Annotated in this window: 18 protein-coding genes; 10 read left to right on the forward strand and 8 right to left on the reverse strand. The window is 66.0% G+C overall.

The genetic code is table 11. The features are described 5' to 3' along the window. Window positions 1–43 precede the first annotated feature (43 nt). Both clpX and AB4Y63_RS17065 read left to right on the forward strand, forming a co-directional pair. Window positions 44–1,324 carry an ATP-dependent Clp protease ATP-binding subunit ClpX gene (clpX, locus tag AB4Y63_RS17060; RefSeq protein WP_441792264.1) on the forward strand — a complete coding sequence of 427 codons (1,281 nt, stop codon included), beginning with the start codon at window positions 44–46 and terminating at the stop codon, window positions 1,322–1,324. A gap of 78 nt (window positions 1,325–1,402) precedes the next feature. Next, window positions 1,403–2,671: a benzoate/H(+) symporter BenE family transporter gene (locus AB4Y63_RS17065; RefSeq protein WP_441792265.1), complete on the forward strand. Its 1,269-nt coding sequence runs from the start codon at window positions 1,403–1,405 to the stop codon at window positions 2,669–2,671. On the opposite strand, the gene AB4Y63_RS17070 is transcribed toward AB4Y63_RS17065, so the two are convergent. Continuing rightward, entirely contained in the window at window positions 2,668–4,713 is a 2,046-nt protein-coding gene (locus tag AB4Y63_RS17070; RefSeq protein ID WP_441792266.1) for a M3 family metallopeptidase, read from the reverse strand. The two genes, AB4Y63_RS17065 and AB4Y63_RS17070, sit on opposite strands and share 4 nt — an antisense overlap. Window positions 4,714–4,768: 55 nt before the next feature. Here AB4Y63_RS17070 and AB4Y63_RS17075 point away from each other — a divergent pair, with 55 nt between their 5' ends. From AB4Y63_RS17075 to tnpB, 5 genes are all read left to right on the forward strand, one after another. Next, a complete protein-coding gene (locus AB4Y63_RS17075; RefSeq protein ID WP_441792267.1) occupies window positions 4,769–5,617 on the forward strand; it encodes a class I SAM-dependent methyltransferase in 849 nt (282 codons plus the stop codon). Window positions 5,618–5,702: 85 nt separating this feature from the next. Next, window positions 5,703–7,178: a class I adenylate-forming enzyme family protein gene (locus AB4Y63_RS17080; RefSeq protein ID WP_441792268.1), complete on the forward strand. Its 1,476-nt coding sequence runs from the start codon at window positions 5,703–5,705 to the stop codon at window positions 7,176–7,178. Further along, window positions 7,162–8,412 carry a thiolase family protein gene (locus tag AB4Y63_RS17085; protein ID WP_441792269.1) on the forward strand — a complete coding sequence of 417 codons (1,251 nt, stop codon included), beginning with the start codon at window positions 7,162–7,164 and terminating at the stop codon, window positions 8,410–8,412. The genes AB4Y63_RS17080 and AB4Y63_RS17085 overlap by 17 nt, the downstream gene beginning before the upstream one ends. Before the next feature lie 334 nt (window positions 8,413–8,746). Then, complete coding sequence (locus tag AB4Y63_RS17090; protein WP_441792270.1) at window positions 8,747–8,932, forward strand: hypothetical protein; 186 nt, start codon at window positions 8,747–8,749, stop codon at window positions 8,930–8,932. Between the two features lie 117 nt (window positions 8,933–9,049). Continuing rightward, window positions 9,050–10,351, forward strand: a complete 1,302-nt coding sequence (gene tnpB / locus AB4Y63_RS17095) for an IS607 family element RNA-guided endonuclease TnpB (protein WP_441792396.1) — start codon at window positions 9,050–9,052, stop codon at window positions 10,349–10,351. Window positions 10,352–10,383: 32 nt separating this feature from the next. Here the strand turns inward: tnpB and AB4Y63_RS17100 are convergent, their stop codons facing one another. The 7 genes from AB4Y63_RS17100 to AB4Y63_RS17130 all read right to left on the reverse strand — a co-directional run bounded on the left by AB4Y63_RS17100 (window position 10,384) and on the right by AB4Y63_RS17130 (window position 19,253). Further along, on the reverse strand, window positions 10,384–10,650 hold the full coding sequence (locus AB4Y63_RS17100; RefSeq protein ID WP_441792271.1) for a hypothetical protein: 267 nt from the start codon (window positions 10,648–10,650) through the stop codon (window positions 10,384–10,386). 2 nt (window positions 10,651–10,652) lie between these two features. After that, on the reverse strand, window positions 10,653–11,099 hold the full coding sequence (locus tag AB4Y63_RS17105) for a GNAT family N-acetyltransferase (RefSeq protein ID WP_441792272.1): 447 nt from the start codon (window positions 11,097–11,099) through the stop codon (window positions 10,653–10,655). 10 nt (window positions 11,100–11,109) lie between these two features. Further along, window positions 11,110–13,737 carry a valine--tRNA ligase gene (gene valS / locus AB4Y63_RS17110; RefSeq protein WP_441792273.1) on the reverse strand — a complete coding sequence of 876 codons (2,628 nt, stop codon included), beginning with the start codon at window positions 13,735–13,737 and terminating at the stop codon, window positions 11,110–11,112. A gap of 112 nt (window positions 13,738–13,849) precedes the next feature. Further along, window positions 13,850–15,649 carry a dipeptide ABC transporter ATP-binding protein gene (locus tag AB4Y63_RS17115; RefSeq protein ID WP_441792274.1) on the reverse strand — a complete coding sequence of 600 codons (1,800 nt, stop codon included), beginning with the start codon at window positions 15,647–15,649 and terminating at the stop codon, window positions 13,850–13,852. Further along, window positions 15,646–16,515, reverse strand: a complete 870-nt coding sequence (locus AB4Y63_RS17120; protein ID WP_441792275.1) for an ABC transporter permease — start codon at window positions 16,513–16,515, stop codon at window positions 15,646–15,648. Before AB4Y63_RS17120 ends, AB4Y63_RS17115 begins: the two co-directional genes overlap by 4 nt. Continuing rightward, the gene (locus AB4Y63_RS17125; protein WP_441792276.1) at window positions 16,512–17,516 is read right to left on the reverse strand and encodes an ABC transporter permease; all 1,005 of its coding nucleotides are present in this window, start codon (window positions 17,514–17,516) and stop codon (window positions 16,512–16,514) included. The genes AB4Y63_RS17120 and AB4Y63_RS17125 overlap by 4 nt, the downstream gene beginning before the upstream one ends. Before the next feature lie 54 nt (window positions 17,517–17,570). Then, window positions 17,571–19,253, reverse strand: a complete 1,683-nt coding sequence (locus AB4Y63_RS17130; protein ID WP_441792277.1) for an ABC transporter substrate-binding protein — start codon at window positions 19,251–19,253, stop codon at window positions 17,571–17,573. A 160-nt stretch (window positions 19,254–19,413) separates the two neighbouring features. On the opposite strand from AB4Y63_RS17130, the gene AB4Y63_RS17135 reads away from it, so the two are divergent. The 3 genes from AB4Y63_RS17135 (at window position 19,414) to AB4Y63_RS17145 (ending at window position 21,351) form a co-directional block, all read left to right on the forward strand. Next, window positions 19,414–20,043, forward strand: a complete 630-nt coding sequence (locus tag AB4Y63_RS17135) for a TetR/AcrR family transcriptional regulator (RefSeq protein ID WP_441792278.1) — start codon at window positions 19,414–19,416, stop codon at window positions 20,041–20,043. A 295-nt stretch (window positions 20,044–20,338) separates the two neighbouring features. After that, the gene (locus tag AB4Y63_RS17140) at window positions 20,339–20,941 is read left to right on the forward strand and encodes a hypothetical protein (protein WP_441792279.1); all 603 of its coding nucleotides are present in this window, start codon (window positions 20,339–20,341) and stop codon (window positions 20,939–20,941) included. 65 nt (window positions 20,942–21,006) lie between these two features. Then, the gene (locus AB4Y63_RS17145) at window positions 21,007–21,351 is read left to right on the forward strand and encodes a hypothetical protein (protein ID WP_441792280.1); all 345 of its coding nucleotides are present in this window, start codon (window positions 21,007–21,009) and stop codon (window positions 21,349–21,351) included. Window positions 21,352–21,704 lie beyond the last annotated feature (353 nt).

Raw genomic sequence — 21,704 nt, forward strand, 5'->3', positions numbered from 1 at the left:
TTTCAACAGCACCCACGATTGACCCGATGAAGGAGGCTGACAGATGGCCCGTATAGGCGAAAGCGCCGATCTGCTGAAGTGTTCCTTCTGCGGAAAGAGCCAGAAGCAGGTTCAGCAGCTCATTGCGGGCCCCGGCGTCTACATCTGTGACGAGTGCGTCGAGCTCTGCAACGAGATCATCGAAGAGCGTTTGGCCGAAGCGGGTGCCGAAGAGACAACCGGCGAATTCGAGTTGCCGAAGCCCAAAGAGATCTACGGATTCCTTGAGGAATACGTCATCGGCCAAGAAGCTGCCAAGCGCGCTCTCGCCGTGGCCGTCTACAACCACTACAAGCGCGTGCGTGCACGCAGCACGCTGACTGCGGCAGAAGCCCTCCACGATGACGTCGAGATCGCCAAGTCGAACATCCTGCTGATCGGTCCGACCGGATGCGGCAAGACCTACCTCGCCCAGACGTTGGCCAAGCGCTTGAACGTTCCTTTCGCCGTGGCCGATGCGACCGCTCTGACTGAAGCCGGCTATGTCGGCGAAGACGTCGAGAACATTCTGCTGAAGCTGATCCAGGCCGCTGACTATGACGTCAAGCGTGCCGAGACCGGCATCATTTACATCGACGAGATCGACAAGATCGCCCGCAAGGCAGAGAACCCGTCAATCACCCGCGATGTGTCGGGGGAGGGCGTGCAGCAGGCGCTGCTGAAGATTCTCGAGGGCACCGTCGCCTCGGTTCCGCCACAGGGCGGGCGCAAGCATCCGCACCAGGAGTTCATCCAGATCGACACGACGAACGTGCTGTTCATCGTGGCCGGTGCGTTCGCKGGTCTCGACGACATCATCTCGTCACGGGCCGGCAAGAAGGGCATCGGTTTCGGCGCCCCGCTGCACAGCAAGGGCGACGACGTCAACCTCTTCAGCGAGGTGCTGCCCGAAGACCTGCACAAATTCGGTCTCATCCCCGAGTTCATCGGTCGACTGCCCGTCGTCACCACCGTCACGCAGCTGGACCAGGCGGCGCTGATGCAGATCTTGACCGTGCCGAAGAATGCGCTCGTGCGCCAGTACCAGCGCATGTTCGAACTCGACGGCGTCGAACTCGAGTTTGAGCAGCCGGCGCTCGAGGCGATTGCCGACCTGGCCGTGCTGCGCAAGACCGGTGCCCGAGGCCTCCGCGCCATCATGGAAGAAGTGCTCGGCCCGATCATGTTCGAGGTGCCGTCCAGCACCGAGGTCGCCCGCGTCGTCGTCACCCGTGAAGCTGTTCTCGACAATGCGGCGCCCACGATTGTGCCGCACAAGATCCACCGCGAAGAGAAGTCGGCCTAAGCCGCACTGCTCGGCGTTGCGCATCGGTTCTCGGGCCGATGCGCTTTAGTCTGATGCCCTGACCGCGGTCGCTCAAAAGTGCCCACCTGTACCGGCGTGCGGCGCCGCGGCCTTCTTTTCGAGAAAGGGCGGCTCGCCATCATCCAGCCAGTCTTCGCCGGAATCGTCGCGGCGATCACCGGGTTCGCGAGCTCCTTCGTGCTGGTGATCGCCGGGCTTCACGCGGTCGGCGCAAACGACGCTCAGGCCGCCTCCGGACTACTGGTGCTCTGCCTGCTCGTCGGGGTGATCTGCATCATCCTGCCCTGGTACTTCAAGGTGCCGATCTCGTTCGCCTGGTCGACACCGGGCGCGGCCTTGCTCGTTGCGGCCGGCAGTACGACAAACAACTTCGGGGCGGCGGTCGGAGCGTTTCTCGTCTGCGGCGTTCTGATCGTGCTCACCGGGCTCTGGCCGGCGCTGGGCCGGGCGATCACCAGCATCCCCAAGCCGATCGCCAGTGCGATGCTGGCGGGCATCCTCTTCCCGATCTGCCTTGCCCCGGTGACCGCTGCCGTCGAACAGCCGGCGCTCGCGCTTCCGGTGATCTCCGTCTGGCTGATTCTGCTTCGGCTCGCACCGCGCTGGGCAGTCCCTGCCGCGATGGTCGTGGCAGCGATCGGAATCGCGTTGACGGCGGGAACGGCTTGGCTGACCTCGCCGGCGTCCCAGCCGGCGCTAATCTTCACCGCTCCGGTGTTCGACCCGTTGGTCATCGTCAGCCTCGGTTTGCCACTGTTCATCGTGACAATGGCCGGCCAGAACGTTCCGGGCTTCGTCGTTCTGTCTACCTTCGGCTACCGCCCGGCGCCACAGCCGATCCTGATCGGTTCCGGAATCGCGACGGCCGCGGGGGCCGTGTTCGGTGGGCACGCGATCAATCTCGCCGCGATCACCGCTGCCCTGATGGCGAGCCCGGAGTCGCATCCCGACAAATCGAAGCGCTGGGTCGCCACCGTGACCTCCGGCATCGTTTATCTGGTGCTGGGTCTCGCCGCCGGATTCGCCGCGGCGCTCGTTGCGGCGTCGCCCCCCATCCTGATCGTCGCGGTCGCCGGGTTAGCCCTGCTCGGCGCCCTCGTGACCAGCCTGACCGGCGCGCTCGACGACCCGCACCACCGCATCACCGCGATCGCCGTCTTCCTGGTGACGGCCTCCGGCATCGCGCTTCTCGGCATCGGCTCCGCCTTCTGGGGGCTCGTCGTCGGCGGGATCGTGATGCTCTGGTTGAACATCGGACGTCCCCGGCCCGACCTGCATCCCGGCCAGCCTCCTGCGGACGACGAACCCGTCCAGAGATCGAGCTAGTTCAGGCCGCGACGGTCGAGTAGCGGCTGGATGTCGGCATCCCGGCCCGCGAAATCACGGTAGGCCTGCAGCGGGTCGCGCGAGCCCCCGACGCCGAGCAACCGGTGACGGAACCGGTCGCCGTTTGCCCGGGTGAGTCCACCGTTCTCGGTGAACCAGGCCACGGCGTCCGCGTCGAGCACCTCGCTCCAGATGTAGGAGTAGTAGCCAGCATCGTACCCTCCGGCAAAGGTGTGAGCGAAGTAGGTGCTCGAGTACCGGGTGGGGACGACCGGATTGTCGAGGCCGACCTCCGCGAGGGCCGAAGCCTCGAATGCCGCGACATCCGAAACCTCTGCATCGGCGTCGATGCGGTGCCAGGCCTGGTCGAGCAGCGCCGCAGCGAGGTACTCACTGGTCGCAAAGCCCTCGTTGAAAGTGGTCGAGGCGTCGAGGCTGTCGATGATCTGCCGGGGGAGCGGCTCGCCGGTCTGATAGTGAGTGGCGTAGTTCGCGAGCACCTCCGGCCAGAGCATCCACATCTCGTTGACCTGACTCGGAAACTCGACGAAGTCACGGTGCACGTTGGTACCGGCGAACTTGGGGTAGGTCACCTGCGCGAACAGGCCGTGCAGCGCGTGGCCGAACTCATGAAAGAGCGTGTTGACTTCATCGAAACTGAGCAGGGTCGGCTCGCCGGCACCCGGCTTCGGCACGTTCATCGAATTGGTGACGATCGCGGGCGTCTGCAGCAGATGGCTCTGCGACACGAGGGAACTCATCCAGGCGCCGCCGCGCTTGGAATCACGCGTGTAGAGATCGGCGATATACAGGCCGAGCGGGGTGCCATCGTCGTTGCTGACCTCGAAGACGCGGGCCTCCGCATGCCAACCGACCAGGTCAGGGCGCTCCACGAACGTGATCCCGTAGAGCAGGGTTGCGGCGTAGAAGACGCCGTCACGAAGCACCCTCTCCAGCTCGAAGTACTCACGCATCGCTGCGGTATCGATGTCGAAGTTGGCCAGCCGCACCTTTTCGGCGTAGAAAGCCCAGTCCCACGCGCGGAGTTCGAACGACTCACCCGCGTCGTCGACGTGCGCCTGAAGCGTGGCTTGCTCGGCGCGGGCGTTGCGCCGAGCGGCGGGGGCGAGACGCTCCAACATCGCGGCCACGGCCTCAGGGGTCTTGGCCGTCTCGTCAGCAGTGACCGAAGCCGCATGTGTTGCGAAACCGAGCAGGCGGGCACGCTCGGCACGCAACCGAGTGATTTCGAGAACCAGTTCATGATTGTCGTGAGGGCCGCCACGGATGCCTCGCTCCCGGGATGCGGTCAGCACACGTTCGCGCACAGCCCGGTTCGTGAGAGCCGCCAAGGCCGGCTGGGAAGTCGGAAGCACCAAGGTGAGCAAGTAGCCGCTCGTCAGACCGCGTTCCTGTGCCGCGGCTGCAGCCGCAGAGACTTCGCCGGCGGTAAGTCCATCGAGCTCGCTCACCTCCTCGACCCAGACGGCCAAATCGTTGGTGTCGGCCAGTAGGTTCTTCTCGAACTGGGTGGTCAGCGACGAAAGACGCTGGTTGTAGTCGCGCAGCGCGGCCTTGTCGTCGTCGGAGAGGCCCGCCCCGGCCAGGGTGAACTCAATGTGATAGCGCTCGACGAGTCGGCGGGACTCGGCATCCAGACCTAGTTCGTCGCGCTTCTCGTGCACGGCGGCGATCCGGGCATAGAGCTCGGGGTTCAGCGTGATCGCATCACGGTGGGCGGCCAGTAGCGGGGCGAATGTTTCGTCAATTGCTTGGATGGCGGGGTTCGAGTCGTTCGATGTTTTGGTCCCGAAGGCCACGAGTGCTCGCAGCAACGTGCGCCCGCTCCGCTCCAGCGGGATCAGCGTGTTCAGAAAGCTGGCCGGCGCGGGATCGGCCAGGAGTGTCGCGATCTCGGCGAGCTGTTCGCGCATCCCCGCTTCAAGGGCCGGGGCGTAATGTTCATCGCTGATTTCGGCGAACGGCGGCAGCTGAAACGGCAGTGTGCTCTGAACGAGGAGGGGATTCACGAAGTCGGCCATGTCACCAGACTAGTTATCACTTCAGAGAACCGGCCGGAGGTTCTAGGCTCACTGCATGACCGACGCACCAGAGCACGCGGAAACCGCGCCCCGTGATGAGCCCCGAGATGAGTACATGCACGGTCATCACCCGAGTGTGCTGCGATCTCACGCCTGGCGCACAGTGCAGAACTCAGCAAGCTACCTCATCCCGCATCTGGGGCTCGGTCAGAGTGTTCTCGACGTCGGCTCAGGCCCGGGAACCATTACAGTCGACCTCGCTCGACGGGTGGCGCCCGGTCAGGTGATCGGGGTGGATGCCTCAGCCGAGATCGTTGATCAGGCGCGGGCGCTCGCCCGCGACGAGGGCGTTCACAATGTGAGCTTTCAGGTCGGCGACGTCTCCGAGCTCGACTTTCCCGACAACTCGTTTGACGTGGTGCACGCGCATCAGCTGTTGCAGCACCTCGTCAACCCGGTTGCGGCGCTGAAGGAACTGCGCCGAGTGCTGAAGCCCGGCGGCGTGCTGGGAGTTCGTGAGGTCGACTACGGCGGGGTGACCTGGTACCCGCAGCTGCCCGGCCTGGCGACCTGGATGACCGTGTACCGAGAAGTTCACTACTGGAACGGCGGCGACCCAGACGCGGGGCGTGCGCTGAAGGCCTGGGCACGTTTGGCCGGGTTCGAGTCGGTCACGGCCAGCGCGTCGATCTGGTGCTTTGCCTCAGACGCCGAGCGAGAATGGTGGGGTTTGTCCTGGGCCGAACGCGCCACGGAGTCGAACTTCGCCAGCCACGCGATTGAGTCGGGAGCAGCAGATCTCGCCAGCCTGAAGGCCATTGCCGAGGCGTGGCGCACCTGGTCGAGCGACCCCGACGGATGGCTCGGAATACCGCACGGCGAGATCATCGCCCGCAAGAAATAGTGGTTGGCCCGAATTCTGACAGGGTCGACGGCCGCCGCGTCTCCACAGGCGCACCCGAAGTTCGCGCCGGTAGGCTGGCCTGCTGATGCCATTTCTTGACCAACTCCAGCGCTGGGCCGACCTGCGCCCGGATGGTTCGGCCGTCGAAGTCGCCGGCCACCGGCTGAGTTTTCGCCAGCTGCGTGATGCGGCGACAGCCCAGCTCGCTGCAGGAGGCACACGCGACGGCATCACTGCCCTGGCGCTCCCGAACGGAACAGAGTTCGTGGTGCAGTTTGCTGCTGCTGTGGCCGGCGATTCGAGCTGCGCGGTGCTCTCCCCTGATCTGCCGGGTTCGGTGCGGCAGACGATTGACCAACGACTGAATCAGGGTGCGACGGCCGGTGGTTCGGCAGTCGGCACTCCGACGGTGGCGCGTCCGACGCCTCCTACGCTCCGAGACGGCTCCGGCGATTCGGTCTTTCTCTACGGATTCACGTCGGGCACCACCAGCGTGCCCAAGGCATTCACCCGCACCCGGCGATCCTGGCAGCTCTCGTTCGAGACGAGCGCTGCGTATTTCGGACTCTCCGACGACGACCGCACCCTGGCCCCCGGTCCGTTTTCCGCCAGTCTCACTCTCTACGCGCTCTGTGAGTCGCTCTTCGTCGGCGCAGCGTTCATCGCGTTGCCTCGCTTCGACGTCGGTGCAGCCCTCACCTGCTTGCGTGAGCGCGGGATCACGCGGCTCGTCGCCGTGCCGTCGGCGTTGCAACTGATTGCCGAGCGGGACGAGAACGGCCCGGCCGGATCGGAGCTCCGGAGCATCGTCAGCGCCGGCTCCAAGCTGACCGGTGACACTCTCGAGTTGTTGCGCCGGTGGGCGCCGAACGCGACCATCTTCGAGTATTTCGGTGCCGCCGAACTCGGCTTCGTGACCGCGGTGGTGCATCGCCCGGCGTCGCTGCCTGAAACCATCGACCGTCGGGATGTCGGCGATCACGGCTCCGCCGACCAGGCGACGGCGGTCGGCATGGCCTTTCCGGGTGTCGAGGTGCAGATTCACGACGACGAGGGCGCTGAGCTGCGCTTGGGCGAGATCGGGAACATCGTGGTCAGGAGCCCGCTGGTCAGCGACGGCTATGCCTGGGGCGATGACGGAGCGGCATTCCGGCGTCGGGGAGATTGGTGCACCGTCGGCGACCTCGGTTCGCTCGACCACCACCGGGTGCTGCACTTTCTGGGGCGCCGAGCCGACATGGTCACGACCGGCGGGCACAACGTCTACCCGCACGAAGTCGAGGCCGTGCTGCAGGCCGTCCCCGGAGTGCACGCCGCACTTGTCACCGGCCTGCCGGACCAGCGGCGTGGGCACCGACTCGTCGCCGGCATCCGGGTGAACGACGACGGCGCCGACGTTGCTCTGCTGCGCGCCGAATGCCAAGCGGCACTGGCCGTGCCCAAACGGCCGCGAAACTACTACGCCCTCACCGAACTGCCACTCACCGCATCGGGCAAACCCAGCCGACAACTGTTCGCCCGTTGGATTCAGGATCGAGACCCCCGTGTCATACCTCTCTAGCAGTCACCGTCCCGTCACCGAGCAGCAGGACCCGCGGCGGATTCCCGTGGTCGTGCTCGGCCGGCGCACCCCGTTCGGACGCACTCAGGGTGTGTTCCGACAGCTGAGCGCCGCCGAACTCCTGACGCCGGTGCTCGTGGAACTGACTGCAGAGATCGCTGAGCGCGACGCCCAGAGCGGGAGTAGCACTGCTGCTGCCGGCGACGTGAACCCGGCGCGCATCGATGACGTCATCATCGGCAACGCCGTCGGTGGCGGCGGCAACGTGGCCCGCTTCGCCGCACTCGACGCCGGCCTGGGCGTCACCGTTCCCGGGCTCACGATCGACCGGCAGTGCGGCTCCGGCCTGCAAGCCATCATGCTGGCCTGCCGGATGGTGGCTGCCGGAGCCGGCACCCGATATCTCGCCGGTGGCGTCGAGAGTTGCAGTACCGCACCGCTGCGCGCGCATCGGCTGAGCTCTGAGCCGGGCCGCCCCGACTTCTTCGACCGTCCGGCCTTCTCACCGCCGTCGCTCGGCGACCCGGACATGGGTGTGGCCGCTGAGAATGTCGCCAACCGGTACGGCATCGACCGGGGCCGGCAAGACGCCTTCGCGTTGCGGAGCCATCGGCTGGCCGTGGCAGCGACGGATGCCGGCGACTTCGCCGACGAGATCGTGCTCGTCACGACAACGGCCGGCGATATCGGCGCCGATGAAGGTCCGCGCCGTCGCCTCAGCGCGCAACTGCTCAGCCGGTTTCCGGGAGCGTTTCGCCCGGGCGGCACGGTCACGGCCGGCAATTCGTGCGCAGACGCCGATGGCGCTGTGGTGGTGCTGGTCACCAGCCTGGCTGACGCCCAGGAATCCGGGTGGACCACCATCCTGCGCTTCGTCGATGACGTCGCGCTCGGCTCCGACCCCACACTGCTGGGCATCGCCGGCGGGGAGGCGGCACGCCTGCTTCTCGACCGCCACGGGCTGCAGGGCGACGCTCTCGGGGGAGTCGAATTCAATGAGGCTTTCGCCTCCCAGGTTCTGGCCTCACTCGATCTGATCGGTGTGTCAGAGAACGAAGCCAACCGGCAGGGTGGTGCGCTCGCGTTCGGACACCCGTTCGGCGCATCCGGAGCGATGCTCGTGCTGCGTTTATTGCAGCAGCATCGCTCCGGTGGCGCGGGCGCGGGCCTCGACCTGGCTGCGATCAGCGTCGCCGGCGGAATCGGGCTGGCGTCGCTGTGGAATGCGGAGTAGTGCGAACAAGTCGGCCCCGCGCGAGGGTACTAGCGGTTGCAATGCTTGGTTGTGCTTGATTGTTCTAGATTTGTTTTGTGCGTATCAAAGAGTGGGCGATTCGTGAGGGTGTGAGCCCGCAGACTGCATGTAAGTGGGTGCGGGAGAACACGATGCCTGTTCCGTTTCGTCGTACCGGACCCAACGGTCGCACGATCCTCGAATCTGGGTGCGTTCGAACGTCGCGTCGGTTGGTCGTTCGGCAGCCGTCCTCCACAGGTGGTCGGGTCGAGAAGTTACTCACGGATGCACAGATTCCCGCGTTCGCCACTCCCTCTCTTTCTAGTCTGGGAGTATGCAAACTCTCACCGATCAGCCTCTCCCCGATCAGCTCCGGGACGCCGCCTCAGCGGCCCCCCAGGTCGGTGACGGCGCGGCCGGGTATGCGGCGCTCTCTGACGCGGAACTGCTCGAGTCGCAGACGCAGCTCGGGTCGTCTTGGATGATGACCTGCTGGATGATTACCTGGTGCGGGACATGACCGAGGTCCTCACGGCGTTCTGCGCCCGCCCCTGCGCCGGCCTCCACTGCCGCCGGTCGGCCACGCAGCGGGCCGCGAAAGCGTTGGAAGCGGCCTCAGTAGCCCCGGCGAGTGTCGATGCTTGAGGGAGTGAAGGTCGCCCTGGACCCGAGCCCCCGACAGGAGGGCCTGCTGCTGTCCCACGCGGGTGCGGCCCGGTTCGCGTTTAACGCCGGCCTCTCCCACGTCAAGGAGCAACTCCAAGCCCGCGCAGCAGCCAAAACGGCAGGCGCACCCGACGAAGAGCTGCCCGGCGTGGACTGGAACCTCTACGCGCTTCGTCGTTGGTGGAACGCCAACAAGGGCATGCTCGCCCCGTGGTGGGCTGAGAACTCGAAGGAGGCGTACTCCAGCGGCCTTGACGCGCTGGCCCGGGCGTTGAAGGCCTGGTCGGACTCTCGCCGCGGGAAGCGGAAAGGCAAGCCTGCCGGGTTCCCTCAGTTCAAGTCCCGCGCGCGGGCCCGCGCCGCGTGGGCCTACACGACCGGGAGCTTCGGTGTCGCCGACGCGACCGGTGTGAAGCTGCCCCGGATCGGCCGGGTCCACACGCACGAGCGTATCGAGGACCGGATCGGGGAGGGTCGGATCATGCGAGCCACCGTCTCCCGGTCAGCGGGACGCTGGTTCGTGGTCTTCACCGTCGAGCGAGCAGCCATCGTCGCAGTCGCGCCCCCGGGCGCACCCATCGGAGTGGACCTCGGCGTGAGAAACCTCGCCGTGATCTCGGACGGGCGCGTCATCCCGAACCCGAGGCACCTGGTCGCGGCCCAGCGCAGGCTCGCGACCGCAAGTCGCGCCTACGCCCGCTCCGAGCGCGGCTCCGTCGGGCGCCGCCACGCCGCCGACCGGCTCTTGAAGCTGCACGCGCGGGTGGGCCACCTGCGCGAGGACGCCCTCCACAAACTCACCACGGATCTTGCGCGCACCCATGCCACGATCGTGATTGAGGATCTGAACGTCGCCGGCATGGTCAAGAACCATTCCCTCGCCCGTGCGATCTCGGATGCGAGCTTCGGAGAGTTTCGTCGCCAGCTTGCCTACAAGACCGTCAAATTCGGCTCCACTCTGGTCGTTGCTGACCGGTGGATGCCGTCCTCCAAGACGTGCTCGAACTGCGGAACAGTGAAAACCAAACTGTCCCTTGGCGAACGCACCTTCCGGTGTGAGCACTGCGATCTGATTCTTGATCGCGACCTGAACGCCGCACGGAACCTCGTGCAACTCGTACCAAAGAGCGTCGCCGGGAGTGGCCCGGAGACCCTAAACGGCGGTGGAGCCACGCAGAAGACCCAGCTTGTTGGGCAGCAGGCGAAGAAACCGCAACCACGCACCCTCACCGGGTCAGACGTGGACCGGCAGCCAGCAATGGTTGCCACCTAAACAGAAACACGCAGTTTAGGTACGGGATCGCGCTAAACCCAGTCCTCTTCGTCGTCGGCCGGACCCATTGGCTGCGTGATCGTGGCGCTGTCTTCGCTCGGGTTGTAGCGAATCACCGTGCCGTCATCGAGCTCGATGACCGGCTTGCTTTCAAGCCAGGTCAACGTCCAGCGCCAGGTGCTGACGTCGTCGCCGATTGCCTTCAACTCTTCTTCGACCGCCTGCACGGCGATTTCAACCACATGCGGCAGCCCGGACGGGACCGGGTCGCCGATCGGCCAGCGTGTTCCCAACTGCATGGCTAGATCGTGATTTCGTAGGTGACCCACGACGTGCGGGTTCCCATGTCGTCGTAGAGGCGCTGAGCGCTCTCATTGTCGGCTGCGGTGATCAGCTGGATGCTGCTGAGCTTGTGCTCGGCCGCGTAGCCGCGCACGAAGTCGATCAAAGCGCGACCGACACCGGCGCCGCGGGCGTTATCCGCAACGAAGAGGTCGTCCAGGAACAGGCCGGTCGTGGCGCTCAGCGTTTCGGGTACCTTCCGAAAATGGGCCAACCCGACGAACGTGCCGTCGTCGTCCACCGCGACTGCTCCTTCGAGCTCGTGGTTCTTGTCAATGATCCAGCTCCACACTTGCAGAGCCTTCTCATCGGTCAGCTCGCTCTTGTAGAACTCGCTGTAGCCCTCGAAAAGACCCAGCCACGAAAAGAAGTCCTTGTCGCCCAGCGCTCGTACCTGTACTGACATCCGGTTTCCCCTAACTTTCTGACACCGTGACGAGCACGATATCTGTAACAGCCAACTCGACGCCAGCAACAAACGACAATTCGTTGATTCTGCCCACAGCCTGAAGATCGGCGGCGGCCAGCTGCAGCAGCGCAATGTCGTCGGCCGGCCCGCTGATGAGCGCGGAATCGACGGCAGCTTTCTGAGACGCCTTGGCGTCGGTCTTCGCCCGGCGGATGTTGGTCAGCGCGCGGCTGGCCAGGTCGAGGAGCGCGGCATTGCCACTCGTCGCACCGGTCTGAAGTTCGCTGGCGAGCGGCCAGGAGGCGAGGTGCACCGAGTCGTCATTCGACCAGGACCAGGCTTCTTCGGTCGCAAAGGGAACGAACGGGGCGAACAAGCGCAGAAGCGTCGACAGTGCGGTGCGCAGCGCGGCGACAGCCGAAGCCTGTGCGTCACCGCTCTCGCCGTAGGCGCGCTCCTTGACCAACTCGAGGTAGTCGTCGCAGAACGTCCAGAAGAAGCTCTCGGTGGTCTCCAGCGCGCGGGCGTGGTCGAAGTTGTCGAAGGCGGCGGTGGCCGTCTCGACAACGGCGGCCAGGTTGGCCAGCATGCTCGCATCGATCGGCTCGGTGATGGGGGCGTCGGCTGAGCCCTCGAAACCGAGGATGAACTTCGACGCGTTCAAGATCTTGATCGCCAGGCGACGGCCGATCTTGATCTGCGTCGGGTTCTGCGGGTCGAACGCGGCGTCGGTGCCGAGGCGGGACGACGCGGCCCAGTAACGCACCGCATCCGAACCGTGCTGCTCAAGCATTCCGGCCGGGGTGACGACGTTGCCCTTCGACTTCGACATCTTCTTGCGGTCGGGGTCGACGATGAAGCCCGACAGAGCGGCGTGCTTCCACGGCGAGGTGCCGTGCTCCAACTCGGCACGCAGCAGGGTGGAGAACAACCAGGTGCGGATGATGTCCTGGCCCTGGGGGCGCAGCGAGTAGGGGTAAACGAGGTCGAACAGCTCGGGGTCGCGCTCCCAGCCGCCGGCCAGCTGCGGGGTGAGCGACGAGGTCGCCCAGGTGTCCATCACGTCGACTTCGCCGCGGAAACCGCCGGCGACGCCGCGCTGGTCTTCGGTGTAGCCGGGAGCGGTGTCGCTCGAGGGATCGACCGGCAGCATCTCGCGGGTCGCGACGATCGGCTCGTCGAAGACCGGGTTGCCGTCGGCGTCGAGCGGGTACCAGACGGGCAGGGGCACACCGAAGAAACGCTGGCGGGAGATCAGCCAGTCACCGGTGAGGCCGTTGACCCAGTTCTCGTAGCGCACCCGCATGAAGTCGGGGTGCCATTCGAGATCGTTGCCGTGCTCGAGCAGGCGAGTGCGCAGTGCCTCGTCCTTGGCGCCGTTACGGATGTACCACTGGCGGGTTGAAACGATCTCGAGGGGCTTGTCGCCCTTTTCGAAGAACTTGACCGGGTGCACGATCGAGCGCGGCTCACCGATCAGGTCGCCGCTGGCCTTCAGCAGATCGACGACGGCGGCCTTGGCCGAGAAGACGGTCTTTCCGGCAAGCTGCTCATAGGCGGCGATTCCGGTCTCTGAGGTGATGACGTCGGGCGCTTCGGTGATGATGCGGCCGTCGAAGCCCATGATTGCGCGGTTCGGCAGGTCGAGCTCGCGCCACCAGACGACGTCGGTCACGTCGCCGAAGGTGCAGATCATCGCGATTCCGCTGCCCTTGTCTTTCTGGGCGAGGTGGTGCGCGAGGATCGGAACCTCAACATCAAAGAGCGGGGTGCGCACGGTCGTGCCGAAGAGCGGCTTGTAACGCTCGTCGTCGGGGTGCGCGACGAGGGCGACACAGGCCGGCAGGAGTTCGGGACGCGTGGTCTCGATCTCGATGGTGCCGCCGTCGGTCTTCTCAAAGGCAACGCGGTAGTAGGAGGCCGGCTGCTCTTTGTCTTCGAGCTCGGCCTGGGCGACGGCGGTGCGGAAGGTGACATCCCACAGCGTCGGGGCCATGGCCTGGTAGGCCTCGCCGCGCTCGACGTTGCCGAGGAACGCGAGCTGCGAGGTGAACAGGGCCTCGTGGCCGATGGTGCGGTAGGTCTGGGTCCAGTCGACGCTCAGGCCGAGCGTGCGCCAGAGTTCTTCGAACTGCTTCTCATCTTCTTTGGTGAGGCGGTCGCAGAGTTCAATGAAGTTGCGGCGGCTGATCGGCTTCTGATCGGCGGCCTTGATGCTCTTGCCGTCTCCGCCTTCGTGCGGAGGAACGAACTCGGCGTCGTAGGGCAGCGACGGGTCGCAGCGCACGCCGTAGTAGTTCTGCACCCGGCGTTCGGTGGGCAGGCCGTTGTCGTCCCAGCCCATCGGGTAGAACACGTTCTGGCCGCGCATGCGCTGGAAGCGGGCGACGACATCCGTGTGGGTGTACGAGAACACGTGGCCGATGTGCAGCGAACCGGACGCGGTGGGCGGCGGAGTGTCGATGGAGAAGACGGCGCCGGTACCAACGGTGGTCGAGCCAGTCGAGGCTGCGCGGGCGGCAAGCGCTGCCTCACGGTTGAACCGGTAGGTTCCCTGGCCTTCCCAGGCGGATTCCCATTTGGCTTCCAACCCTTCGAGGGCGGGCTTTTCGGGGACGCGGTCGGCGCTGGACATGACTCTCCGGTTCGTATGGGCGGCACCGTGTCGATGGTGAGGTGCCTGATCTGAGAGAACCCAATCTACCGGATGCCCCCGAACGGGCCGTACGCCGCCGCCCGGGTGTCGCTCAGCTGAGGCGTGGAACCGCGTCGAGCAGGCTCTGCGTGTAGTCATGTCCCGGGCGCGTCAGCACAGTCTCGGTGCGACCGATTTCGACGATTCTGCCGGCCTGCATCACGGCAACGCGGTCGCTGACGTGTTGGATCACACCGAGATCGTGCGAGATGAAGAGCAGGCTGAGGTCCAGCTCGCGCTGCAGGTCGTCGAGCAGGTCAAGTACCTGCGCCTGCACTCCCACGTCGAGGGCCGACACCGGTTCGTCGCAGATCACGATCTCCGGGCGGGACGCCAAGGTGCGCGCGATGCCGACGCGCTGACGTTGCCCGCCAGAAAGGTCGAGCGGGCGCCGGGCGAGCAATGTGGGGGACAATCCCACCCAGTCCAGAAGTTCGCTGGGCGTCGGCGCGGACGACCGGGGCGAGGGGCGCAGTGCGCCGCGGGTCGCCGGGTGAGTCGCAGCGTGAGTCACGGCGTGAGTCGCTGCGCGAGTGCTGCCCGGCCGGACACCGATCGCGTCGCGGAGGATGTCGTCGACGCTCCACCGCGGATCGAACGATCCGAGGGCATCCTGGTAAATCGCTCCGATGCGGGAGCGGAGCGGGCGGCGACGTTTTTCGGTCAGTGTGCTCCAGTCCTCGCCGAACAGACGCACCTGGCCGGCGTCGGGGCTCCGCAGGGCGAGGGCGAGCCGCGCCGTCGTGGTTTTGCCGGAGCCTGACTCGCCGACCAGGCCGAGGGTCTCGCCGCGCACCAGTGAGAATGACACGTGGTCGACGGCGAGACGGTGACGGCCGTCGGGCCCGCGGAAACCGGCGACGAGGTCGATCGCCTCGAGTACGACCTCAGCTGCGGTTGCGGGAGGCGCGGCGGGGTGCGTTTCGAGTGTGTGCGGCGCGGCGGGTGACTGCACCAACACGGGTGACGTCGTCATCACCGGTGCCGCTGCCGGCAGCCGGGCCGGGCTGAGACGGATGCCGCGGGGCTTGTCAACGGGAACCGCCTGCAGCATGCGGCGGGTCAGGGAATGCGTCGGTGCGCCGAGCACCTCGTCCGTCGGCCCGGTCTCGACGATGCGTCCGTCGTGAAAGACCGCGACCCGGTCGGCGATCCGGCTGACGACGGCGAGATCGTGGCTGATCAGCAGCAACCCGGTTCCGGCGGCGGTGAGCTCGGCGAGCAGGTCGAGAATTTGGGCCTGCACCGTCACGTCAAGGGCCGTGGTCGGTTCGTCGGCGATCAGCACGGGCGGGTCGAGGGCGATCGCCGACGCGATCAGTGCGCGCTGACGTTGCCCACCTGACAGAGTGCCGGGAAGTTGCGCGGCACGCAGCTCGGCATCCGGCAAGCCCACCCGGCGGAGCAGTTCGACGACCCGGTCGCCGCGTTCGGCCGCGCTCAGCGTGGTGTGCAGACGCAGGGAGTCGGCGACTTCGCGCCCGACCGTGCGCAGCGGGTCCAGCGACACCAGGGCGTCCTGCAGCACGAGTCCGATGTCGCGGCCGCGTCGTCGTCGCCACGCTGCGTCGGAGAGGCCGAGCACACTCGCCCCACCGAGGTCCAGCGTGTCGGCGCTCACCTGGGCGTGGCTGCCGGCCAAACCGAGCAGGCTGCGCGCGGTGACGCTCTTTCCCGACCCCGACTCCCCGACGAGGGCGAGACATTCACCGGGGCGCACCTCGAACGAGACGCCGCGCACGACTTCGGTCAGTCCGGCGCGACCGCCAAAACCGACCCGGAGGTTCTGCACCGACACGGCGAGCGCGGGGTCAGCGGGCCGCCCGGGTTCTGCAACAGGCGTGGGGGTCATGCGTGACGCATCCTTCGTTCGATGCTGCGGCCGAGTGCGGTGGCGGCGACGGCGGTGAGCACGATGACGAGGCCGGGGAAGAAGCTCATCCACCAGGCCGAGCCCAGGTAGATCCGGCCGGCCGCGAGCATGGCGCCCCACTCGGCGGCGGGCGGTGCGGCACCGAGGCCGAGGTAGCTGAGCGCCGAGGCCCAGACAATGGCCTGTCCGAGGCCGAGGGTAGCCAGCACGAAGAGGGGGGCGAGTGTGTTCGGCAGGATGTGGCGACGGAGGATGCGCCGGCGACTGTGGCCGAGCACGGTGGCGGCCTCGACGAACGATGCGGATTTCACGGTGATCAATTGCGCTCGGATGATCCGGGCATAGCCGGGTGCCGTGGCGAGTCCGACGGCGACGGTTGCCGTGGCGACGCCCGGGCCGAAGATCAGGATGACGACGAGGGCGAGCAGCAGACCGGGAAAGGCGAAGAGCACCTCGAAGAACCGGTTGAGGGTGAAGTCGACGACTTTGCCGCTCATCCCGGCCAGTGTGCCCAAAACAATGCCGAGACCCAAGCCGATCACCGTCGCCAGGGTGCCGATGAGCAACGAGCTCGCGGCGCCGTGCACGACCCGGGTGTAGACATCCCGCCCCGACTCATCGGTGCCGAACCAATGGGCCGGGGAGGGCGCGGCGAATGCAGAGAGCGGGTCGATGGCGAGCGGATCGGCCGGTGCGAGGAGCCACGGGACGAAGGCGGCAAGCACGAGCAGGAGCGCAAACACTCCGGCGAGCGCCTCACCGACGCCGATGCGTGCTCCCCGGAGCGGAGTGATCGTTCGGCGGCGTGCCTGGCCGAGCCCCGCCTGGATGCCGAGATCACTCATGCGCGTGCCTGTCGGGGCTCTGCCGGTCGGGGCTCTGCTGGTCGAGACTCTGCCTGTTGGGGCTCTGCCTGGCGAGGGTCAACCAGCCGCGTCACGACATCGGTGGCCAGGGTGACCAGGATGTAGACGACGGCGACGACCATCACGACACCGATCACCACCGGCACATCGCGGGCCGTCACGGCGTTGAGCAGGGTGCGGCCAAGGCCGGGCCGGGCGAAGATCGTCTCGACCACGACGGCGCCGCTGATCAACGAACCGAATGCCCACCCGGTGAGGCTGATCGCCGGGACGGCCGCGTGGCGAATCGCGTGCAGGCGTCGGACCCCGCCTTCGCTCTCGCCGCGGGCCCGGGCCGACAGCACGAACGGTGATTCGAGCGCGGTGAGCAAAGCCGGCCGCATGATCTGACTGAGAAAACCGGCCAGTGGGATCGCCAACGCCAGGACCGGCAGCACCAGACCCGCCGGGGTGCCGGTGCTGATCGGCGGCAGAACCCCGAGCCACAAGCTGAACACGATGATCAAGGATGTCGCCAACCAGAAGTGCGGCAGTGCGGCGGCGACCACGTCAAGCCCGGAACCGATCGATGCGGCGATCCGTCCGCCCCTGGTCGACCAGATGGTGATGGCCAGGGAGAACAGCCAGGCGACGGCGAGCGAGAGGATCGCGAGGGTCAGCGTGCCGACCAACTGAGGGAGGATCACCTGGGCGACATCTTGATTCAAGGCATAGGAGCGCCCGAGGTCACCGGTGGCCAGCTTGCCCAACTGCATCAGGTACTGCACGAAGAGCGGCTGGTCGAGGCCGTTCTCGGCGCGCACCAAGGCGAGCGCCTCGGGGGAGGCCTGCGACCCGGGCCCGCCCAGGAGGGCCAGGGCCGGGTCGCCGGGAATCAGGCGCACGGCGAAGAAGGTCAGCGTGGCCACGGCCCAGAGCACGCCGATGGCGCCGGCGAGGGTCACCAACACATGGGTGATCGTCACACGGGAACCCGACATCCGTTTCACCACCCCCAACTCACCACCCCGTCTATTCCTTCATTGCCGTCAGACCTACCGATTCAACCAGGCGCCCTGGAATGTCGGAGTCGACACGGTGGGCATCGCCCGCACGCCTTCGACGTCGGAGCGCAACAGGAAGTGATTCTGCTGGTCGTAGAGCGGCAGGATGTAGAAGCCCGACAGCAGCAGGTTCTGCGCATCCGTCTCGAGGGTCTTACGCTCGGCGGGGTCTGACACCTGGCCGGCCTGGGTCAACAGGGCGTCAAGCTTCGGGTCGCTCACCTGCGCGTTGTTGGCGAAGTAACCGCTCGGCGCCGGAACGATACCGCTCGAGTGGTAGAGGATGCGCAGCACGTCGGGTCCGACCTTCGTGTAGGGCGCACTCACCGCGTTGTACTCGTGGTTACCGAGAGCCGCATACCAGCTGCCGAGATCCATCGGCTCGAGAGCAACTTCGAACCCGGTCTGCTTCGCCGTCGCCTGAATCTGCTCGAACAACGACTGCTCGGCCGGAATCGACTGGTTGGTGCTGACCGGGAACTGCACGTGGAGGCGTACGCCGTCCTTCACCCGGTACCCGTCGGTGTCACGCTCAGTCCAACCGGCCTCGTCGAGCAGCGCGTTGGCCGCCTTCTGGTCGTAGGTGAAGAGCTCAGGCTTCGACACGGCGAGCGGCTCGACACTCGACAGGGCGGAGTACGAGCGTGTTGCCGTTCCCTGGAACAGGCTTGATACGGCATCGTCAACGTTCGCGGAGCGGATGAACGCCTCCCGCACCTTCACGTCATTGAACGGCGGCTTGCTCGAGTTCAACTCGATGCGGTTGGAGGCACCGGGACGCGGGGCGTCGAGGTGCTGCAGGGAGCCGCTCTTCTCCGCCTGCACGATCGTGTCGGGCTGGGCGTTGTCGATGACGTCGACGTCGCCGGCCTGCAGCGCGGCGTAGCGCGACGCCGACTCCGGAATGAAGCGCCAGGTGATGCCGTCGAGGTAGGCCGGCCCGGTATTCGTGGCGTCGGCCGGGGGAGAGTTGTACGCATCGTTGCGGGTCAGGGTGACGGCGTTCTGCTTCACCCACTTCGTCACGACGAAGGGGCCGGTCCCGACCGGGGCGGCGCAGTTGTCGTCTTGACTGCGCTTCAGTGCGGTGGGGGACTCGATGGCCAGCCACGGCTGGGACAGGGATTCGAGCAGAGCGCTATCCGGCTCGCTCAGGGTGAACTTCACCACCTCGGGGGAGACCGCCTCGGTGGAGACGACCTTGCCCAGGGCGAGGTAGCCGGTCGATGACCCGGTCTCCGGGTTCTGCAGGTGTGCCACGTTCGCCTGAACCGCGGCAGCATCAAGCGGGGTTCCGTCGGTGAAGGTCACGTCGGGCTTGAGCGTGAACTCCCAGGTCAAGCCGTCGGCGCTGGTCGTCCAGGATGACGCCAGCCAGGGAACGATCTCTCCGCCCTTGTCGCGGGAGACGAGTGACTCCAGGAACTGGGTGCTGAGGAGAGCCTGGGGGTAGTTGCCACCGACATGGGGGTCGAGGCAGGTGGGCTCGGCGTCACCGGACGCGTAGGTGAGGGTACCGCCTGTGCGGGGGCTGTCGGATGCCGCATCGGGGGTGGGCGCGGTGCATCCGGTCAGCGCGAGAGTCGCGATGGCGAGTGCTGCGACAGCGGTGAGGGTTGGAGCGTGGCGGGAGACAGTGCCGGCTGTTCGGCGACTGCGGGGGTTCGTGCGCATCGGGGTTCTTTCTCATCGGCAAACTGTGCACCTGGTGAGGCTGTGCACGTGGGGGCTGTACAAGCGAGGGGGCCAGGCAGTTGGGGGGAACTGTGCAATTATTGGACTGAGTCCAATAACTGAGGAACTCTTTCTATCGTAGAGCCAGCACCGGGGAGCCATGAACCACACCGAATCAACTCGGGCCGGACGCCCGCGCGGCTCGTCACGCGCCATGCTGCAAGAGGCAGCGGCTGAACTGTTTCTCGAGCAGACCTACCCGAGCACCACGATCGAACAGATCACTCGACGTGCAGGGGTGAGCCGCAACACATTCTTCAACTACTTCTCGGCGAAGAGCGATCTTCTCTGGGTAGAGGTCGATGGTTGGTTGACCGGTCTGCCCGCCGCACTGGAGACGGCGCTCGCCGCGGTGGGGGGTATGCCGACCGACGCCATCCGCACGGCCCTGCTGGCGCTCGCCGAGGGGATCCCGGCCGGTGACGTGCCCTGGGCTCTCACGCAAACCGAGCTGATGGGAACAGCCCTCGACTTGCAGGCTTCGGCCCTCTCCCGGTTCACCGCTCATGGTGCCGTGCTGACCCGAGCAGTTGAGCGGGCGACGGCCCGACCGCAGGGTGACCTGCTCGCTTCGGCATTCGCGGTGGCGGCGCTCGCCGCGACGTGTGCCGGGGCCCTCGCCTGGGCGGGGGCCGGCGTGGCACGGGGCAGCCTGGTTCCCTTTCTCGACCAGGCGCTCAGCCCGGTCTGTGACGGATTCCGGCCGCTGCTGCCGAGAGTGTCGAGTTGACCGACATCTTGAAATGCTCAGCCGAGTTGGTGCGCGCCGTGGGCTCCTCGCGAAAATGCGGCGGTGGCCTACTCTTCTGGTGACATGAAAAGTAGAAGAACTCCGCCTGGGCCGGCCGAGACTCGCGCATCTGTGAAAACGGCGTGGGACTGGGATCGACTGCGGCGGTATACCGGGCTGGAATTCCGCGCCGCGCGTTTGCGTGCGCTGAATGAGAACCATGGCTGACCGGATGAACGTGCCCACGTCTGCTCGAAAGAGCCCTAAGCCCACATGGGCTCCGTGGCTTGCTCTCGTGGTGCCGGCTGTTCTCTGGGTTGCCCTGCAGGGCATCCTGATGATGTATCGCTCACGCGGAGAGAACGCTCCCGAGCCGCTGGCCCAGGCGGTGATTGCAGTTTCGGCGTTGATCGTCGTCGTGGTGGTGGTTGTGATCGTGTTTGCAGTGGCTTTCCGTTCTGGGCGCACTGCCGAAAAGGTTCTGACTGAGAGGTTTCCAGACGCCTTCATTGTTCGAGCGGTGAAAGAGAATGACCTTCTCCTCGGGGTTCGCATGCTCGCCGACGTCGTGGTGGACGTGGATGCCCTCGTGCATCGGGTCCAACGACTCTTCCCTCTCGTCCTCAATGATGCGGGTGTCGAGCTTTGGACATCTGACGACGATCCCGTGCGTGTGGCAGCGCTGCCCTGGAGCGCAGTCGGAGGAGTGCGTATGGGAACTCTCTCCCGACCCGGGCGAGAATCCCGCGCGGTCATGTTAGAGATTCGCGACGCCGGTCGTTCGGTGACCCTCCCCTTCATCGTGTTCCCTCAGAAGGGCAGCGGGGTCTCGTACTTGGGTCCTGCTCTCGAGGTTTTGGAGTCGAAGTTCAGGCAACGAGGGAAACGGGCTAGCTAGTGGATCAACCGTTCGCCATGCATACTCGCGGCAGAGTGTCAGGACCCTCGATGTGGCGTCTATATATGGCAGCACTGGCGTTCATGATTGTGGTGCTCGTTGTGACAGTTGTTGCAATAGTCCTGGTCGTCGTGACGCAGGACAGTCGTCGGGTRGTCGTTTTGGTCTACGTCGTCGGTGCAGCCCTTGCCGTCACCTTCTTGCTCATCTATTGGGCGTCGRAGCAGAAGGACCGAGAGCTTGCGGCGGGGTACACGACAAGCGGTTTCGGGTACCCCAACGTGGAACAGGTGCATCCGTCGACGGGCCTGATCGTACGAGCGGCCGGGGAACCGCTTCTGAGCCGGCAGGTGCAGCGCGAGCGTGTTCTGGCGTACAAGGCGACCCGTGCGGGTTCTCGTGAAAGCTAGTTCGCTGCGGTGGCGTGGAGCACTATCGGCATGTCGGTTCAATCGCGCATTGGCGACAAATTGACGACCAGTCCGTCGCGTTCGCGGCGTCCCAAGGCCATAGTGGCAGTCACCGCTATTGTCGTCGGCGCCATGGGACTCGTAGGCCGAAGCGTCCAAGCGGCGCAGCGGGGTGACACCGAATTCTTGCGAGTGACCGCTATTTTTTGCATCGTGGGAGCCGTTGCGGCTCTACTCTTCATAGTGGGGATGTTCGCCAGCTACAGACCTGCGCAAGTCTGTGCACGCCTTCTGCGTCTTTTCGATCCCGCCTGTAAACCATTGAAACTTCGGGTTGCGGCAGAAACGTGGCT

Origin of the sequence: Leifsonia sp. YAF41, from assembly GCF_052113185.1 — a bacterium.
Taxonomy (GTDB): domain Bacteria; phylum Actinomycetota; class Actinomycetes; order Actinomycetales; family Microbacteriaceae; genus Cryobacterium.

Coding starts and splice junctions, on each gene's coding strand:
- AB4Y63_RS17070 (WP_441792266.1), bottom strand. CDS start 4,713: ATGGCCGACTTCGTGAATCCCCTCCTCGTTCAGAGCACACTGCCGTTT.
- AB4Y63_RS17075 (WP_441792267.1), top strand. CDS start 4,769: ATGACCGACGCACCAGAGCACGCGGAAACCGCGCCCCGTGATGAGCCC.
- AB4Y63_RS17080 (WP_441792268.1), top strand. CDS start 5,703: ATGCCATTTCTTGACCAACTCCAGCGCTGGGCCGACCTGCGCCCGGAT.
- AB4Y63_RS17090 (WP_441792270.1), top strand. CDS start 8,747: ATGCAAACTCTCACCGATCAGCCTCTCCCCGATCAGCTCCGGGACGCC.
- tnpB (WP_441792396.1), top strand. CDS start 9,050: ATGCTTGAGGGAGTGAAGGTCGCCCTGGACCCGAGCCCCCGACAGGAG.
- AB4Y63_RS17100 (WP_441792271.1), bottom strand. CDS start 10,650: ATGCAGTTGGGAACACGCTGGCCGATCGGCGACCCGGTCCCGTCCGGG.
- AB4Y63_RS17105 (WP_441792272.1), bottom strand. CDS start 11,099: ATGTCAGTACAGGTACGAGCGCTGGGCGACAAGGACTTCTTTTCGTGG.
- valS (WP_441792273.1), bottom strand. CDS start 13,737: ATGTCCAGCGCCGACCGCGTCCCCGAAAAGCCCGCCCTCGAAGGGTTG.
- AB4Y63_RS17115 (WP_441792274.1), bottom strand. CDS start 15,649: ATGACCCCCACGCCTGTTGCAGAACCCGGGCGGCCCGCTGACCCCGCG.
- AB4Y63_RS17120 (WP_441792275.1), bottom strand. CDS start 16,515: ATGAGTGATCTCGGCATCCAGGCGGGGCTCGGCCAGGCACGCCGCCGA.
- AB4Y63_RS17125 (WP_441792276.1), bottom strand. CDS start 17,516: ATGTCGGGTTCCCGTGTGACGATCACCCATGTGTTGGTGACCCTCGCC.
- AB4Y63_RS17130 (WP_441792277.1), bottom strand. CDS start 19,253: ATGCGCACGAACCCCCGCAGTCGCCGAACAGCCGGCACTGTCTCCCGC.
- AB4Y63_RS17135 (WP_441792278.1), top strand. CDS start 19,414: ATGAACCACACCGAATCAACTCGGGCCGGACGCCCGCGCGGCTCGTCA.